The organism is Bacillus sp. FSL K6-2839 (genome assembly GCF_038003365.1).
Lineage (GTDB): Bacteria > Bacillota > Bacilli > Bacillales > Bacillaceae > Bacillus.
Window position 1 is genome coordinate 918222 of sequence record NZ_JBBOOZ010000001.1, and the last position, 16909, is coordinate 935130.

Consider the following 16909-nt stretch of genomic DNA (forward strand, 5'->3'; position numbering starts at 1 on the left):
CATTGTGATCGAGAGGGCAAGCTATAAGAAAACTGGGAAGGAAGATCCTGATGAATCGTAAATATCTACCCGCCAGTCTTCTCATGATGACCCTGCTTCTATTACTCATAGGCAACGATGCTGAAGCAAAAGAATCCGTTATGGCGCCAAGGATAGAGGCTCCTACATTAACTGGTGAAACGCAAATCGTTCCGCCGAAAGGGAAACGAACGATCCTGCATTTTTGGACAACATGGTGTCCGTCCTGCAAAATGGAACTGCCCGTATTTGACCAAATCGTGAAAGAAAATCAGAGTGATGTTGATATCTTAACCGTGAATTTACTAGGGGCTGAACAAAGTAAACATGCGGTTGCCGAATTTGTGAAAGACAGAAAGTTTACATTCCCGGTCATTCTAGATGAGCAAGGAGAAATGATGAAGAAATACCAAATCATCACCATTCCAACCACCTTTTTGATAAATGAAAAAGGGGAAATAGTGAAAAATCATGTAGGTCCACTGACGAAAAAACAAATCAAAGAGTGGACGGATTTTTAGAACGAAACCTTATTGTTAAGAACCAAGGCTCATTCCTTTGGTTCTTTTTTGTGTTCAATTGCTTTTCATCTGAATAAACTGTGCTCAGAAGAGATGGAATGGTCCACATCAATAATGATAATTATTATCAAAAAGAAATTATAATAATTATTAATTGAAAATTGATCAGAACCTGTTATAATGAATGACAGACCTATAAAAAGCTTGAAATAGCAGAAAATATAGATGAAAAAAGGAAACGGGCAACGATTGATGATGTGAAAACCATTATCAATTAGAGAGGAGAAAACAATCATGAATGAGAATACAGCACTTTATCAAACAACAAATCAAAAGGAATCGAAATGGTCCCTTCATCAATGGGCACAGCACGGAGAATTAATAGCAGCAGGTATCTCGGGGATTCTCATTTTGATTGGATGGATTCTAAAGGATGAGAGCATGTGGAGTATTCCTTTATTTATCCTTGCGTTTATGATTGGAGGTTTTGCAAAGGCGAAGGAAGGAATTGAAGAAACCATTTCGTCTAAAAGCTTGAATGTTGAACTTTTAATGATTTTCGCAGCCATAGGCTCAGCTATCATTGGATATTGGGCAGAGGGCGCTATCTTAATTTTTATTTTCTCACTAAGTGGTGCGCTTGAAACGTATACGTCAAATAAAAGCAAGAAGGATTTAACAGCTTTAATGAGCATCGCACCAGATGAAGCGACTATAATTGAAGAAGATGGCACGACCATTCAAATCGCTGCTTCATCTTTAACACCAGGTGACCGTATCATGATCAAAGCTGGGGAACGTATTGCAGCAGATGGTGTGATTTTAAGCGGGAGAACAAGTGTAGATGAATCTGCGCTCACGGGCGAGTCTGTACCACAAGAAAAAGGGCAGGGCGAAGACGTGTTTGCAGGAACAGTGAACTTAAATGGTTCCTTAACGGTAGAAGTCACCAAACATAATGAAGAAACGCTTTTCCATAAAATTATTAAGCTTGTCGAATCGGCTCAAGAAAGTGTGTCGCCAAGCCAGGCATTTATTGAAAAATTCGAAGGTGCGTATGTAAAAGGTGTACTGATCACCGTCGCGATTTTAATGGTTCTACCTCATTTTGTACTAGGCTGGAGCATGAGTGAAACCTTCTACCGGGCCATGGTATTTATGGTTGTTGCATCACCTTGTGCGCTTGTTGCATCCATTATGCCAGCTGCTTTGTCACTGATTTCAAACGGCGCAAGAAACGGAATGCTTGTCAAAGGAAGCGTCTTTTTAGAAAAGCTAGGCACAAGCAGCATGATTGCTTTTGATAAAACGGGGACGATTACAAGCGGAAAGCCGGCTGTAGATCAAGTTGTGATAGCTAAAGGACAAGAGGAAGCTGCTTTTTATCAGGCGCTTTATCAAATTGAAAGTCAATCAAACCATCCGTTAGCGAAAGCGATCTCTGATATGGCAAAAGAGCACCACATAGAAAGATCAGCTCATGTCACCATTGAAGAAACCTCTGGTTTTGGTGTAAAGGCACAATTGAATGGAGAAACGTGGCGGATTGGGAAGAAAGACTTTGCCGGCAAGGCTTCAATGGACCGCGAGATCGAAGAGAAGGAAGATTATCTTTCTGAAAAAGGATACACAGTGGTGTATGTTCAAAAGGATCAAGAAGTCGTTGGTTGCCTTGGTCTTAAGGATCAAATTAGACCTGAAGCTAAAAAAATGATTCAAGAGCTGAATGATTTAGGCATCCAAACCGTTATGCTGACAGGAGATCAGCAAAAAACGGCTGAAGCCATTGCGCAGGAAGCCGGCATCCAAACGGTTGTCGCTGAGTGCCTTCCAGATGAAAAGGTACATGAGGTCAATCAACTTAAAAAACAAGGTAATTCCATCATCATGGTAGGAGACGGAATCAATGATGCACCGGCACTCGCCACAGCAGATGTAGGGGTTGCGATGGGCGGAGGCACAGACGTGGCCTTAGAAACAGCAGATCTGATCTTAATGAAGAACAATTTAAATAACTTAACAAAGATGATCCGTCTTTCAAGAAAGATGAATCGAATCATTAAGCAAAATATTATTTTCTCATTAACGGTGATTTGTTTGTTAATTTGTGCGAATTTCTTACAAGTGCTTGATTTGCCTTTTGGCGTCATCGGGCATGAAGGAAGTACGATTTTGGTCATTTTAAATGGACTGCGTCTTCTTCGGGCATCTTAAGCGAATCATCATAGCGCACTTGGCTTCTGCCAGTGCGCTTTTGTGCGAAATATAGCAAAAACTGATACAATAGATCAGTAGAAAAACGTGTGAGGAGGATCACGATGAACCGAATGAAGAGCTTGTCTTCTTGGCTAAAGGAAAAAGACATTCAAGGTGCATTTATACATACAAAGGAAAATGTGTTTTATCTATCTGGATACTTCACAGAGCCGCATGAAAGAGTAATGGGGCTGTTTGTGTTTCAAGAGGCAGATCCATTTTTTGTTTTGCCTAAAATGGAAGTCGAGCAGGCGAAAAATGCTGGATGGTCAGGCGATATCATTGGTTATGAAGACCATGAGAATCCATTTGATTTCATTCAGTCAGCAGTAGAAAAACGCGGTGTAAGAGCGACTCGACTTGCAATTGAAAAAGAGTCGATTCCGCTTCAAAGAGCAGAGCAGCTTCAAGCTGCCACTGGGGCAGAAACTTTTGTCCGGGCAGAAGAAGAGCTCAATCAGCTAAGACTGATTAAAGATGAATCTGAAATTGCTACACTGAAAAAAGCCGCTCAATTGGCAGATGAAGGTGTAAAAATTGGGGTGGACGCCTTAAAAGAAGGAATCACCGAAACAGAAGTGCTCGCTGTCATTGAATATGAGCTAAAGAAAAAAGGCATTCAAGGCATGTCCTTTTCGACGATGGTTCTCTTTGGCGAAAAATCAGGAGAGCCTCACGGAAATCCAGGGCAGACAGCCTTAAAAAAAGGCGATTTTGTGTTATTTGACCTTGGTGTCATTGTTGATGGCTATTGCTCAGACATTACAAGAACATTCATCTATCAGGAAGCTTCTGACAAGCAAAAGGACATCTATCAAACCGTCCTGAACGCAGAAATGGCGGCACTTGAAATGAGTAAGCCGGGCGTGAGAATTGGAGACCTGGACTTAAAAGCACGCGGGCTGATCACAGAAGCTGGATATGGGGACTATTTCCCTCACCGCCTTGGGCATGGTCTAGGGGTGTCTGTTCATGAGTTTCCTTCTATGAGCCAGGCAAATGATGATTTTCTCCAAGAAGGCATGGTGTATACGATCGAACCGGGGATCTACGTCCCAGGAGTCGGCGGCGTCAGAATTGAAGATGATGTACTGATCACAGCAGATGGTCCAGTCACTTTAACCAATTATCCGAAAGAGCTGACGATCATCAAGTAATAAAAAAATCACGATGAACGTCCATGTCTTGGAAGTGTCATCGTGATTTTTTGTCACTCTTTTCGATCCTTATCAACAAAAAAATCATCAATTGATTCAAACGGTTTGATTTTATGTTCTTTTCCTAAAGGATGTAGTGCAAAACGAGCAGAAAACAAAACAGTCATACATAATATAATCCATATGATGATACCCATCTTGAATTCCCCTTTCCATCCAGTGATTTGTTCAGCTCACATACATCTTAAAGTATGAAACGCTTACCATATCAAGAGAAAGTAGGAGAAAAAATGCCAAACATAAGGGAGATTGCGAAAAGAGCGGGCGTATCTGTGACAACTGTATCACGTGTGTTGAATGATCATCCTTATGTCAAAGAAGAAAAACGAGAACGAGTGCTACATGCGATGAAAGAGCTCAAATATACGAGAAACATTCAGGCTGTACATTTAGCAAAGGGCTATTCAAATATGCTTGGCATCGTTCTTCCAACGATTGATCATTCTTATTTCAGCAGACTTGTCACAGGGATTGCCGAGAAAGCACAGGCGCGCGGTAAGCATTTTGCTTTATTTCAAACAGGGTATGATCCTTTAAAAGAAAAAGAAGCATTGATGAGTTTAAAAGAGCGCCGCGTGGATGGGTTAATCTTTTGCTCAAATGCGTTAAGTGATCGAGACATTTTAAGGTGGCAGGAATCCGGGCCTATTATTTTTTGCCATCCGGCGCCTTTTGAAGACTGCTCAACGGTGTCGATCGCACATGATCAAGCATTTAAAGAAGGGCTGCATCATTTAGCAGCATGCGGGCATCAGCGAATCGCGATTGTACTAGCCAGAATAGAAGGCGCAAACAGCCAGTCACGACTTCAAGCTTATCAAGATATGATGAAATCGCTCGGGCAGGAGATTGATGAAGAATGGATCATCGAAGGGAAGCTCACACTTTTTGATGGAAAACAATTATTCACAGAGTGGCAGGAGATGAAGAATCGCCCCACAGCATTATTCATCACAAATGACGACGTATCAGCAGGCTTTTTATTAGAGGCGCAGCGTCATGATATAAAAGCAGGAGAATCTCCAGCCATACTCGGCTTTCAAAATGATCAATTGAGTGAGGCTTTGGGGATTTCCAGCATTGATATTCCACTTAAACGAATGGGTCAGGAAGCGTTTGACTTGTTCGACCGGGCCGTAAAGGGAGAGGCACCAGAAAAAAGAATGCTGCCATTTCGCCTGATCGAGCGTTCAACTACCGTTTTCAAAAACAATCGTTGACGCACGTTTCATCTGTTTTGTACGATAAGAGGGATTGAATAAGAAGGAGGTGGGGATGTTCATGGAATCCTTCACCGTTGATAAAGCGTTAAATAATAATGTCATCATCGCAAGACACCCTTCTTGGGGCGAAGTGGTTCTAATTGGGAAAGGAATCGGCTTCGGGAAAAAATCGGGTGATGTTCTCGATCAAGACACATTTGAAAAAATGTTTGTACTTAAAAATACAAAGGAACAAACAGAATATAAACAGCTGCTTCACCACATTGATGAGAACATGATCGAGCTTGCCAATGACGTCATTTATCATATACGAGAAAAAATGGGGCACCGTTTGAATGAGCATATTCATATTGCCCTGACTGACCATATTGCCTTTAGTTTTAAGCGGGTGCAGCAAGGATATGATATCACCAATCCCTTTATGCTTGAGACTAAATCGCTGTATCCGAAAGAATACGAGGTCGCAAAGGAAGTCGTTGAGCTGATTAACGAGCGTTCAGATGTCGAAACAAAGCTGCCAGAAGGAGAGATTGGTTTTATTGCGCTCCATATTCACTCGGCTTTGACGAATCGGCCCTTATCTGAGGTGAACCGTCATTCGCAGCTTATTACGCAGATGGTCCAAGTCATAGAAGATTCATTTCATATGAAAGTAGATCGAGAAAGTATTCATTATTTACGCTTATTGCGCCATATTACATTTTCGATTGAGCGCATTAAACGGGAAGAATCATTAGAGGAGCCAGAAAAATTGCTTCATCTATTGAAAAATGAATATCCTTTATGCTACAATACTGCTTGGAAAATGATCAAAATATTACAACATGCATTGAAAAAGCCTGTACAGGATGCGGAGGCTGTCTACCTGACACTTCATCTGTACAGATTGACAAATAAAATTTCATAGTTTCCTTGAAACGTGTAACTGATTCGATCAGGCATGAGTGACTTAAGGTAAATACAGGATAAGATCCTGTTATTTGCGCAACCTTATATCACCATGCCTTTTTTTGTGTTTGAAGGTGAAATGTAAACGGTTAATTATGAAATGTACGTCAGGGAGCGTCCCACATGTATGTTGTAAGTGAAAACAAAAGGAGGTTCAACCAGTGTTTAAATCACTTTTTGGTGTGTTGCAAAAAATTGGACGAGCACTTATGCTTCCAGTTGCGATCCTTCCTGCTGCTGGTATTTTACTAGCACTTGGGAATGCGATGCAAAATCCGCAGCTGATTGATGTGGCTCAATTTTTAAGCAATGATACAATTCAGCTTGTTGCAAGTGTCATGGAAAATGCGGGGAACATTGTCTTCTCGAATCTTCCGCTCTTATTTGCTGTAGGGGTTGCCATCGGTCTTGCTAATGGAGACGGTGTGGCAGGGATTGCCGCAATTATCGGTTATCTTGTCATGAACGTGACAATGAGTGCCGTATTAATGGCCAATGGATCGATTCCATCCGATTCCATCAAATTGGCTAAGTTCTTTAAGGAAAGCCATCCAGCGTATATTAATATGCTCGGCATTCCGACCTTGTCTACCGGCGTCTTCGGCGGGATTATTGTCGGGGTATTAGCAGCTTATATGTATAATAAATTTTACAAAATTGAGCTCCCGCAATATCTCGGTTTCTTTGCTGGTAAACGTTTTGTTCCAATCGTTACATCTATTTCAGCACTTATTTTAGGGCTTTTGATGCTAGTCATTTGGCCGCCAATTCAAGGTGCACTGAACTCGTTTTCAACAGGACTGCTCGCAGCGAATGAGCCGCTTGCTGCCTTTGTATTCGGTGTGATTGAACGCTCATTAATTCCGTTTGGTCTGCACCACATTTTCTACTCGCCATTCTGGTATGAGTTCTTTAGTTATAAGAGCTTATCAGGTGAGCTTGTCCGTGGTGATCAGCGTATCTTCATGGCACAGATCAAAGATGGTGTTCAGCTGACAGCTGGTACATTCATGACAGGGAAATATCCGTTCATGATGTTTGGTCTGCCAGCAGCAGCACTTGCGATTTACCATGAAGCAAAACCAAAGAATAAAAAGCTTGTCGCTGGAATTATGGGATCAGCAGCCCTGACTTCTTTCCTAACAGGGATTACTGAACCGCTTGAATTCTCATTCTTGTTTGTTGCACCAGTGTTATTTGCAATCCACTGTGTATTTGCTGGATTATCCTTTATGATTATGGATATTCTAAACGTGAAAATCGGTATGACCTTCTCAGGGGGATTAATCGACTTCTTCTTATTCGGTATCTTGCCAAACAGAACCGCTTGGTGGCTTGTGATTCCAGTTGGTCTCGTACTTGCTGCTATTTATTACTTCGGATTTAGATTCGCCATTCGCAAATTTAATCTGAAAACGCCAGGCCGCGAGGATGAAGCAGCTGACGGTGCAGATAGTGCTAAGTCTGAAAAGGGTAATGACTTACCTTATGAAATTCTTGAAGCAATGGGTGACCAAGAAAACATTAAACACCTTGATGCTTGTATTACGCGTTTACGTGTCACTGTCAATGATCAGAAGAAAGTGGACAAGGACCGCTTGAAAAAGCTTGGTGCTTCAGGAGTTCTCGAAGTAGGAAACAACATCCAGGCCATCTTTGGACCACGCTCTGATAATTTAAAAACACAAATGCAGGACATCATTGCAGGCCGCACGCCTCGTCCAGCGAAAGACCCTTCTGCAAAAGAAGAAGTCAGCCAGCAGGTCGAAGAAGTCATTGCAAAACCGCTTCAAAACGAGCTAGGTGAAGAAATTTTTGCTTCACCAATTACAGGGGAGCTTCATCCGATTACAGATGTACCAGATCAAGTATTCTCAGGGAAAATGATGGGTGACGGTTTCGCCATCTTGCCAACAGATGGAACGGTGGTTTCACCGGTGAAAGGGAAGATCTTAAATGTATTCCCAACGAAACACGCAATTGGCCTGCAATCTGACGGTGGACTTGAAATTTTAATCCATTTCGGTATTGATACGGTCAGCCTTAAAGGAGAAGGATTTGAAGCATTTGTACAAGAGGGAGATCAAGTAGAAATCGGTCAAAAACTCTTAGAGGTTGATATTGATAAAATTAAGTCTGAAGTACCATCTTTGATGACACCAATTGTATTTACCAACTTAGGTGAAGGACAATTTATTGACCTTCAAGAATCCGGTGAAATCAAAGCTGGTCAAGAAAACATCATGAAAATTTCAAAATAATTTTCATAACTGCCGTTCTTGTTAGATGACAAGCTCGGCAGTATGATATAATATTGTGGATGTATTAATTGTATAAAAAGGAGATTGATAAAAATGGCTCAACAAACATTCAAAGTAACTGCAGATTCTGGAATTCACGCACGTCCTGCAACAGTTCTTGTACAAACTGCTAGTAAATATGATGCTGATATCAACTTAGAATATAATGGTAAAACAGTGAACCTGAAATCTATTATGGGTGTAATGTCTCTAGGAATTGCGAAAGGTGCTACAATCACAATCTCTGCTTCTGGTTCTGATGAAAATGATGCACTTGCTGCGCTTAAAGACACAATGAAAAGTGAAGGCCTAGGCGAGTAATGCAACAACTGAAAGGAATCGGTGCTTCAGCAGGCGTTGCGATTGCAAAAGCATACCGTCTGGAAGAACCAGATTTAACAGTTCACCAAAAAGACATCAACGATCCAGAGACAGAAGTGAAGCGTTTTGAAGAAGCAATTCATGTTTCTAAACAAGAACTTGAAGCAATTAAAGAACATGCGCTAAAAGAGCTTGGCCAAGACAAAGCAGATATCTTTTCTGCACACCTTCTTGTGTTAAGTGATCCAGAGCTGCTAAACCCAGTAAAGGATAAAATCAACTCTGATAAAGTAAATGCTGAATTTGCTTTAAAAGAAACAGCGACAATGTTTGTCACCATGTTCGAAGCAATGGACAATGAATACATGAAGGAACGTGCAGCGGATATTCGCGACGTAACAAAACGTGTAACTGGACATTTGCTAGGCGTTGACATTCCAAATCCAAGCATGATTTCTGAAGAAGTCATCATCATCGCTGAAGATTTAACACCTTCTGATACTGCTCAGCTGAACAGACAATTCGTCAAAGGTTTTGCGACAGATATCGGCGGCCGTACTTCTCACTCAGCGATCATGGCAAGATCTATGGAGATTCCAGCAGTTGTTGGAACAAAAGAAGCAACAAAAACGGTGAAAAACAATGATCTGATCATTGTCGATGGTATTAGCGGAGACGTCATCATTCAGCCTTCTGAAGATGAAGTGAAAGCGTATCAAAAAAAGCATGAAGACTACTTAGCTCAAAAAGCGGAATGGGCGAAACTTGTTGATCAGCCAACGGTCACAAAAGACGGCGTTCACGTAGAGCTAGCTGCAAATATCGGAACACCTGAGGATGTAAAAGGTGTACTTGAAAATGGCGGCGAAGCAGTCGGATTGTACCGTACAGAATTTTTATACATGGGCAGAGATCAGCTTCCAACAGAAGAAGAACAGTTCAATGCTTATAAAACAGTGTTAGAGAAGATGGAAGGTAAAGCGGTTGTTGTCCGCACACTTGATATTGGTGGCGATAAAGAACTCCCTTACTTGCAGCTTCCAAAAGAAATGAACCCGTTCCTTGGCTTTAGAGCGATCCGCCTTTGCCTCGAAGAACAGGAGATTTTCAGAACACAACTACGCGCCTTACTTCGTGCAAGTACATATGGAAACTTGAAAATCATGTTCCCTATGATCGCGACATTATCAGAGTTTAGAGAAGCAAAAGCCATTTTACTTGAAGAAAAAGAAGCATTGGTTGCCGCTGGTACAGACGTATCCGATTCCATTGAAATCGGTATAATGGTAGAAATTCCATCAACCGCTGTCATCGCAGACCAATTCGCAAAAGAAGTTGATTTCTTCAGTATTGGAACAAATGATTTGATTCAATACACAATGGCTGCTGATCGAATGAACGAACGAGTGTCTTATCTTTACCAGCCTTACAATCCAGCGATTTTACGTTTGATTACGCTTGTTATTGAAGCAGCGCATAAAGAAGGTAAATGGGTTGGCATGTGCGGTGAGATGGCAGGAGATGAAATCGCAATCCCACTTCTACTTGGATTAGGATTAGATGAATTCTCAATGAGTGCAACATCTATTCTTCCAGCAAGAACACAGCTAAGCAAGCTTTCTAAGGAAGAAGCTGCATCATTTAAAGAGCATATTTTATCACTTAGCACAACAGAAGAAGTGGTTGATTTCGTGAAGAAAACGTTTCAACATCACTAAGTGAATTCAAACCAGACAGTAACCCTGTCTGGTTTTTTTGTCGAATTTTATCATATTGGGTCATATCCGGCAGAGAGAAGGGCATCCTATAAGAAAAATGGAGGTGACCAGATTGCCTTTCTCAGACTATAAACCGGGTGATCAAGTATATGTGATTTATCGAAATCCACATGCAGCAAACGTAGCACAAATCAAAGAAGCAGAAATTGTTTCACATCCATATAACGAAGAGGAGCTTGCCCTATTTTTACTTGAAACGTATCATCCTTTAGCTCCAGATGATGCGGTCTTTCCGACATATGAAGAAGCAGAAGCTCTTTATCAAGATTTGTTTGAATAAGGGAGATTTTAGAAAGGATAAAAGCCATCCTGCGCGGTTAAAGTAACCGTATGAAAACCTATAAGGTAAGGATGTGCTAAATATGATCAAACCTTTTGTGCCCCAGCTTGTTTACATTGAACCAAGGGCGTTAGAGTACCCGTTAGGACGAGAGCTGAAGGAAAAGTTCGAGGGTATGGGTATTGAAATAAGAGAAACGACTTCACATAACCAAGTAAGAAATATTCCGGGTAAAAATGACTTGCAAAAGTATCGTAATGCGAAATCAACGCTTGTCATTGGTGTGAGGAAAACGTTGAAGTTTGATACGTCTAAACCATCTGCAGAGTATGCGATCCCATTTGCGACAGGATGTATGGGGCATTGCCATTATTGCTATCTGCAAACGACAATGGGAAGTAAGCCGTACATTCGAACATATGTGAATGTTGAAGAAATATTAGATCAGGCGGAGCAGTACATGAACGAGCGTGCGCCTGAAATCACGAGATTTGAAGCTTCTTGTACTTCAGATATTGTAGGAATTGACCATTTGACACATACACTAAAGGCAGCGATTGAATACTTCGGCCAGACTGATCTTGGTAAGCTTCGCTTTGTCACCAAATTTCATCATGTCGATCATTTACTTGATGCAAAGCACAACGGCCGAACAAGATTCCGCTTTAGTATCAATGCGGATTATGTCATTAAATATTTCGAACCCGGAACATCACCGTTAGATCAGCGGATTGAAGCAGCTGTCAAGGTCGCAAAAGCAGGCTATCCTCTTGGCTTTATTATTGCCCCAATTTACATTCACGAAGGCTGGCAGGAAGGATATAAAGTTCTTTTTGAAAAGCTCGATGCAGCCCTAACTGAAGATGTCAGGCACGATATCACCTTTGAAATGATTCAGCATCGTTTTACAAAACCAGCGAAGCGTGTGATCCAAAAAAACTATCCGAAATCAAAATTAGAATTGGATGAAGAAAAAAGAAGATACAAGTGGGGTAGATATGGAATTGGGAAATATATCTACCAAAAAGATGAGGAACAAGAACTAAGACAGACGTTAGAATCATATATCGATCAGTACTTTCCGTCTGCAAAAATTGAATATTTTACTTAAAGCAAGCCTTTATGGCTTGTTTTTTCTATTTAAATTTTCTTACAACTATTGAATGCGGTACCAATTTTGCCGATATACAAAATAAGATGCGAAAGTAGGATGTAGGGGTGATGAGATGTTTAAGAAACTTCAAGTGAGAATAGCTGTTTTCATCTCAGTTATTTTAATTTTAACCGTCGTGGCCGTTCAAGTGGGTTCCAACATAGTATTAACACCACTCATTGAACGGGATGCAAAAACCACCACAGCGGCAACAGCAGAAAGCATGAGAGATATTATTGCACAAAAGCTTGATAATTACGGGGGTACAATTAACAAACTGGCAACAAGTACACTGACTGAAGATTTTGCACAAAAGCAAACAAAACAAACATTAGCCTTTGAAAACGATGAACTAAAAGTCTTGCAGGAGCAGGATGAACTCATCTCACTTGCCTATATAGGAACAAGTGACGGTAAAATGTTTGCCTTCCCAGAGTCTGATTTTGGTGAAGGATATGATCCAACTAAGCGAGATTGGTTTATCAATTCGGCTGAAAAGACTGATGAAGTCATCTGGACAGATCCGTATATTGATAAAGCAACGAATGAAATGGTTGTCTCAGCCACCAAGGCAATTGTGCGAAATGGAAAGGTTGTTGGAGTCGCAGGACTTGATTTGAAGCTGTCTTCCATTCAATCGTATATAAAGGAACAAAAGATTCCTTATATGGGAAACGCTTTCTTAGTAGATGGCAAAGGAACGATTTTGGCACATCCAACTGAGCAAGGAAAAAACATATCAAAAGTCGCTTCTGTAAAAAAAGCGATCGACAATTCCGGTCTTGATGATAACAAAGAACTGACGGTCATATCTAAAATCAAAGAGGCCGATTGGACAATAGGTGTCAGCTTTGAGAAAAAGAAACTGCTTTGGATCACAGAACAAATGAATCAGACAAGCATCATGATTTCAGTCATTGCCATTGTTCTTGCGATCATTCTCAGTTTCTTATTAGCAAGAAGCATCACAACGCCAATCAAGCGTCTGATCGAGCATGTGCGTAAGGTGTCTGAAGGTGATTTAACCAGCTCACTTGAAACGAAATCTCAAGATGAGATTGGTTTCCTCACGAAGAGCTTTAATCAAATGACCGAGGGGATCAGAGAGTTAATTGAAAAAGTAAAAGGGGCTTCAGACCAAGTAGTGACATCTACGGATGAAGTCACGCAAATTTCAAATGAAACCTTACTGTCGAGCGAACAGATTGCAACGGCCATTCAAGAGGTGGCAACAGGTGCGTCTAAGCAGGCTTCAGAAGCAGAAACGATTAATGAGAAATCAGAGCATTTATATGAAAAAGTACGTCATATGGGTGAGCTTGCCACGCAAATGCAAGCCAACTCAAAATCATCTGAAGATGCAGGCTATAGAGGGCTCGATGCACTAGGTATGCTCGTTCAAAAATCAACACAAGCGAACGAGGAATCGAAGAAAGTGGAGCAAATGCTGCTTGACCTTGAACATAAAACGAAAAATATTGAAAACGTTGTGACCGCCATCTCTGAAATCTCTGATCAAACGAATTTACTTGCTCTGAATGCAAGCATTGAAGCAGCGAGAGCCGGAGAAAGCGGACGAGGATTTGCTGTTGTTGCAGAAGAAGTCAGAAAGCTTGCTGAACAATCTGCGCAATCAACCAAACACATTAGTGAAACCGTCAAACTCATTCAAGATGAATCGAAAAAGGCGGCTGAAGCGATGACGGCAGCAAGTAAGATGAATGAGGAACAAGGTGAAGCCATTAATGCAACAGGCGAGGCACTGAGCAGCATCACAATGGAAATGCAGGCACTTGTCGGCTCAATTGACAGCATTCATACACAGATCAATGAAATGACAGACGAACAGCAGAAAATGAATGACTCCATTCAAAGCATTGCTGCGATCTCAGAAGAATCTGCGGCTTCAGCTGAGGAAGTGCATGCGTCTACAGATGAACAAGTCCAAGCTTTAGAAAGAACGAAAACTTCGACTGAAATGCTGAACGAATCAAGCCAGGCATTACGTCAGGCGGTTGATCGGTTTAAGCTGTAATCAAGCGGAAAGGAACCTTGCGACGTGAGCAAGGTTCTTTTTGTATGATAAAATAAAGCTAGAGGAGGTGTTGACATGGATGTCAATCTATCTGGAAAAAAAGCCTTGGTCGCTGCAAGCAGTCAAGGTATTGGAAAAGCCATTGCCTTTGCTCTAGCAAAAGAGGGAGCAGATGTGATGCTTTCAGGAAGGCATGAGCACACGCTGAAAGAAACAGTCAAAGAATTATCTCCGCTTGTAAAAGGAAAGCTGACTTATCAAGTATGTGATGTGTCTGACGCGCAGCAAATCAAGGCGCTAGTTCAAGCGGCAGCTGGAGATGAGAAGTGTCTAGACATTCTTGTGAACAATACAGGCGGGCCTAAAACAGGGACGCTTGAAACCTTAACAGATGAAGACTGGATGGAATCATTTCAGCTTCATTTACTCAGTTATATTCGATTATTAAAAGAGGCCTTGCCTTATTTGAAAAAACACGGCGCACGCGTGTTAAACATTGCGTCTATGTCAGTGAAAGAACCGATCCCAGGCTTGATGCTGTCAAATACTTTTAGACCGGCTATTGCCGGCTGGACAAAAACAGCCGCTCAGGAGTTTGCAAAGGATGGCATTTTAATCAATACGTTAGCCCCAGGGAAAATTGAAACAGACCGCGTCAAACAGCTGGACAAGCACCGCGCACAGGCAGAGCACTTAACGGTTGAAGAAATCAAAGCACAGGCCGAACGTGCGATTCCGCTTGGCCGTTACGGACAGCCAGAGGAATTTGCAGCATATGCAGCTTTTCTTTTATCTGAAGCCAATACATATATGACAGGTCAAACACTCATCATTGATGGTGGACTGACAAAGTCTCTTTAAGGAGGAACAAGTGATGACACAAATCCAAACAGTTGGTTTTATTGGAATCGGTGTAATGGGACGCAGTATGGCAGGACATTTAATGGATGCCGGATATGAAGTTCTCGTTTATACAAGAACAAAAGCGAAAGCAGATGCACTCATTCAAAAAGGCGCATCATGGAAGCCGGCAGTGAAGGAGATTGCAGAACATGCAGATGCTGTCATCACAATGGTAGGATATCCATCAGATGTAGAAGAAATCTATTTAGGTGAAGAAGGGCTTGTGGCACATGCTGCGCCTGGTACCTATCTGATTGATATGACTACATCGAAGCCTCAGCTGGCAAAAGAAATTGAAATGAAAGCAAAAGAAAAAGGGTTGTTTGCATTAGATGCACCAGTTTCTGGCGGAGACGTAGGGGCAAAAAATGGAACGCTTGCGATTATGATTGGCGGAGAAAAATCAGCCTATGAAGCGTGCCTGCCCTTATTTGAGCAAATGGGCGAAAACATTCAATATCAAGGACCTGCAGGAAGCGGTCAGCATACCAAAATGTGTAACCAAATTGCGATCGCAGCAGGTATGGTAGGCGTTGCAGAGGCCATGGCCTATGCCGAAAAATCAGGACTTGATCCAGAGCATGTGCTCAAAAGCATTACAACGGGCGCGGCAGGAAGCTGGTCCTTGTCAAACCTTGCACCAAGAATGCTGAAAGGTGATTTCGAGCCAGGGTTCTACGTGAAGCATTTTATCAAGGATATGGGCATTGCACTTGAGGAAGCAGAACTGATGGGAGAAGAAATGCCAGGACTCGCGCTTGCAAAGTCACTTTATGAAAAGCTGAGCGAACAGGGCGAAGAAAACAGCGGCACACAGAGTATATATAAATTATGGGTAAAATAAAAAGACCTGTCCCACTTAGAGACAGGTCAGCGTGTAGACAAACCCTCGCATTCGGTGTCAGTCCTGCGTGCCGGTGCTCACGAATGTCAAATTCGCTCCGCTCCGGTACTCGTCCTTCCTAGACTGCAAAGGTTTTCTATCACGCTGAAAAGAAGACAAAAGGCTAAAATGAAGATCATTTTAGCCCTTTGTCAACAATCTGGCCTGTCCCACTTAGGGACAGGTTTTTTAGATATCTTATTTTCCGATGAATTGCTGCGTCCAGTAGTTGCCAGATTTCACATAACCAACACCGATATGTGTATAGTTTTTGTTTAAGATATTGGCTCTGTGGCCTTCACTGTTCATCCATGCAGTCACAACTTCTTGAGGAGATCTTTGACCTTGGGCAATGTTTTCACCTGCTGTTTTGTAAGTGATACCGAATTGCTTCATTTGATCAAATGGAGATCCGTAAGTTGGGCTTGTATGAGAGAAATAGTTTTTATCTTTCATATCTTGAGATTTTGCGCGAGCAGATTTGCTTAGTTTTGAATCAACAGAAAGTGCTTTTAACCCTTGTTTTGCACGCTCTTTATTTGTAAGCTCAACGACTTCTTTTTCAAATGCATTCAAGCTGCTGTCTGCTTTTGCTGCCGTTGTGTCTTTTTGGTCAGCTTTTGTGTTGTTATTGTTGTTTGTGTTTTGTTTAGCTGGCGTACTTGGTTTAGAAGCAGTTGGTTTTTTCACTGATTCTTGTTTTTGTTCATTTTTTGCTTTGTTTACTTCTTTCACCACTTTTGTGCCAGTAACAGGTTGACCGCTTTTGATCAGCTTGTTTAAAAGAGCTTCGATCTCTTTTTGATTCGACTTGCTTAGCTTGTTTACATCTGAAGAGATATGTAATTTTGCAGCTAATGTATGAAGATCAATGGTTTGATGCTGTACATGTATCACTTGTTTCAGGTTAAGCTCCTTCGCATCAGCTGAATGTCCTCCAGTGAACGTGATGAGTGCAGCAGCCGTTAGCGCTGAAAAAAAGAATGATTTCTTCTTCATATTGTAACTCCTCCTAAAATCTTTGTTTTGTTTTCTCACAGAAAATCATAACATGGACTTTTTGTTATAAACGT

At 41.5% G+C, this 16909-nt stretch carries 15 protein-coding genes; 13 read left to right on the forward strand and 2 right to left on the reverse strand.

Going from position 1 to position 16909, the window contains the following annotated elements; translation table 11 throughout:
- The first annotated feature begins 50 nt into the window (after window positions 1-50).
- The 3 genes from stoA to MHH26_RS04420 all read left to right on the forward strand — a co-directional run bounded on the left by stoA (window position 51) and on the right by MHH26_RS04420 (window position 3952).
- Window positions 51-539: an endospore biogenesis thiol-disulfide oxidoreductase StoA gene (stoA, locus tag MHH26_RS04410; RefSeq protein ID WP_340972544.1), complete on the forward strand. Its 489-nt coding sequence runs from the start codon at window positions 51-53 to the stop codon at window positions 537-539.
- A gap of 294 nt (window positions 540-833) precedes the next feature.
- The gene (locus MHH26_RS04415; RefSeq protein WP_340972547.1) at window positions 834-2753 is read left to right on the forward strand and encodes a heavy metal translocating P-type ATPase; all 1920 of its coding nucleotides are present in this window, start codon (window positions 834-836) and stop codon (window positions 2751-2753) included.
- Between the two features lie 104 nt (window positions 2754-2857).
- Window positions 2858-3952 (forward strand): M24 family metallopeptidase, encoded by a 1095-nt coding sequence (locus MHH26_RS04420; protein ID WP_340972549.1) that lies wholly within the window; start codon window positions 2858-2860, stop codon window positions 3950-3952.
- Between the two features lie 53 nt (window positions 3953-4005).
- On the opposite strand, the gene MHH26_RS04425 is transcribed toward MHH26_RS04420, so the two are convergent.
- Window positions 4006-4149 (reverse strand): hypothetical protein, encoded by a 144-nt coding sequence (locus MHH26_RS04425; RefSeq protein ID WP_162839370.1) that lies wholly within the window; start codon window positions 4147-4149, stop codon window positions 4006-4008.
- Window positions 4150-4242: 93 nt separating this feature from the next.
- On the opposite strand from MHH26_RS04425, the gene MHH26_RS04430 reads away from it, so the two are divergent.
- The 10 genes from MHH26_RS04430 to MHH26_RS04475 all read left to right on the forward strand — a co-directional run bounded on the left by MHH26_RS04430 (window position 4243) and on the right by MHH26_RS04475 (window position 15797).
- A complete protein-coding gene (locus MHH26_RS04430; protein WP_340972551.1) occupies window positions 4243-5232 on the forward strand; it encodes a LacI family DNA-binding transcriptional regulator in 990 nt (329 codons plus the stop codon).
- Window positions 5233-5287: 55 nt separating this feature from the next.
- Entirely contained in the window at window positions 5288-6142 is an 855-nt protein-coding gene (gene glcT, locus MHH26_RS04435) for a glucose PTS transporter transcription antiterminator GlcT (protein ID WP_034662832.1), read from the forward strand.
- Between the two features lie 202 nt (window positions 6143-6344).
- Window positions 6345-8444, forward strand: coding sequence for a glucose-specific PTS transporter subunit IIBC (gene ptsG, locus MHH26_RS04440; protein ID WP_060596129.1), 2100 nt, complete (start codon window positions 6345-6347; stop codon window positions 8442-8444).
- A 93-nt stretch (window positions 8445-8537) separates the two neighbouring features.
- Window positions 8538-8804, forward strand: coding sequence for a phosphocarrier protein HPr (locus MHH26_RS04445; RefSeq protein ID WP_003211078.1), 267 nt, complete (start codon window positions 8538-8540; stop codon window positions 8802-8804).
- A complete protein-coding gene (ptsP, locus tag MHH26_RS04450) occupies window positions 8804-10522 on the forward strand; it encodes a phosphoenolpyruvate--protein phosphotransferase (RefSeq protein ID WP_106038798.1) in 1719 nt (572 codons plus the stop codon). Before MHH26_RS04445 ends, ptsP begins: the two co-directional genes overlap by 1 nt.
- Window positions 10523-10619: 97 nt before the next feature.
- Complete coding sequence (locus MHH26_RS04455; protein ID WP_044331928.1) at window positions 10620-10862, forward strand: transcriptional regulator SplA domain-containing protein; 243 nt, start codon at window positions 10620-10622, stop codon at window positions 10860-10862.
- A gap of 82 nt (window positions 10863-10944) precedes the next feature.
- Window positions 10945-11973 carry a spore photoproduct lyase gene (splB, locus tag MHH26_RS04460; RefSeq protein ID WP_060596131.1) on the forward strand — a complete coding sequence of 343 codons (1029 nt, stop codon included), beginning with the start codon at window positions 10945-10947 and terminating at the stop codon, window positions 11971-11973.
- Between the two features lie 115 nt (window positions 11974-12088).
- Window positions 12089-14050 carry a methyl-accepting chemotaxis protein gene (locus MHH26_RS04465; RefSeq protein WP_340972556.1) on the forward strand — a complete coding sequence of 654 codons (1962 nt, stop codon included), beginning with the start codon at window positions 12089-12091 and terminating at the stop codon, window positions 14048-14050.
- Between the two features lie 75 nt (window positions 14051-14125).
- Complete coding sequence (locus MHH26_RS04470; protein WP_307499538.1) at window positions 14126-14911, forward strand: SDR family oxidoreductase; 786 nt, start codon at window positions 14126-14128, stop codon at window positions 14909-14911.
- A gap of 13 nt (window positions 14912-14924) precedes the next feature.
- A complete protein-coding gene (locus tag MHH26_RS04475; protein ID WP_307499539.1) occupies window positions 14925-15797 on the forward strand; it encodes an NAD(P)-dependent oxidoreductase in 873 nt (290 codons plus the stop codon).
- A gap of 237 nt (window positions 15798-16034) precedes the next feature.
- Here MHH26_RS04475 and MHH26_RS04480 read toward each other — a convergent pair whose 3' ends face one another.
- Complete coding sequence (locus tag MHH26_RS04480; protein WP_034662807.1) at window positions 16035-16835, reverse strand: CAP domain-containing protein; 801 nt, start codon at window positions 16833-16835, stop codon at window positions 16035-16037.
- Window positions 16836-16909: the final 74 nt, after the last annotated feature.